General features: G+C 63.9%; 1 protein-coding gene. It reads right to left on the bottom strand.

Features of this window, described 5'->3' with window-relative positions; translation table 11 throughout:
- Nucleotides 1-60 precede the first annotated feature (60 nt).
- On the bottom strand, nt 61-988 hold a 928-nt coding region (locus EN943_RS37150), incomplete at its 5' end, for an ATP-binding cassette domain-containing protein (protein WP_127416623.1).

Genomic DNA, 988 nt, shown 5'->3' on the forward strand with positions numbered 1-988 from the left:
ACCCGAAGCCGATCCCCAAGTAAAAGGGCGGGGGCCCCGGCCCGCCGCTCTTTTTTGCGGTTAAGCCGCCTTTGCTTCCACTTCATGCAACGTGAAAGAGCGTCCATCGGTGTCGAAGATATGCAGGTCCTCGCCATTGGCGCTCAGCCGCAATGTCGAGCCGCGCTTGACCTCGACATTGCCGGGCAGCTTGGTCACCAGCGGCAGGTCGGCGCGGCCGATGTCGACATAGACAAGCTGCACCTCGCCGAGTTGCTCGACATAGTCGACCGTCCCCTCGAACAGATAGTCCGCGCCGCTGGCGATGATCAGGTCCTCCGGACGCACGCCGAAGCTCACCGCGGCGCCCTTTGCCGAAGCCGGCGTCGCGATCGGCACGGTCGCCTTGCGTCCGCCGACATGGCTGACGACGGTCGGATTGCCGGTCTTTTCGATGGTCGCGGGCAGGATGTTCATGGCCGGCGAGCCGATGAACTGGGCAACGAACAGATTGCCGGGCTTCTTGTAGAGGTCCATCGGCGTGCCGACCTGCTCGATGTGGCCGTCCTTGAGCACCACGATGCGGTCGGCCAGCGTCATCGCCTCGACCTGATCGTGGGTGACGTAGATCATCGTCGTGTTGGGCATCGATTCCTTGAGCTTGGCGATTTCGATGCGGGTGGCGACGCGAAGCGCGGCGTCGAGGTTCGAAAGCGGTTCGTCGAACAGGAACACCTTCGGATTGCGCACGATGGCGCGGCCGATGGCGACGCGCTGGCGCTGGCCGCCCGACATCGCCTTGGGCAGGCGGTCGAGATATTTGGTCAGCTGCAGGATCTCGGCGGCCTGACGCACGCGGCGGTCGATCTCGGCCTTGTTCTCTTTGCCGATCTTCATCGAGAACGCCATGTTGTCGTAGACGGTCATGTGCGGGTAGAGCGCGTAGGACTGGAACACCATGGCGATGCCCCGCTTCGACGGCGGCACGTCGTTCACGACCTCGCCGGCT

The sequence above is a fragment of the Mesorhizobium sp. M7A.F.Ca.US.006.01.1.1 genome (genome assembly GCF_003997935.1).
Classification (GTDB): Bacteria; Pseudomonadota; Alphaproteobacteria; order Rhizobiales; family Rhizobiaceae; genus Mesorhizobium.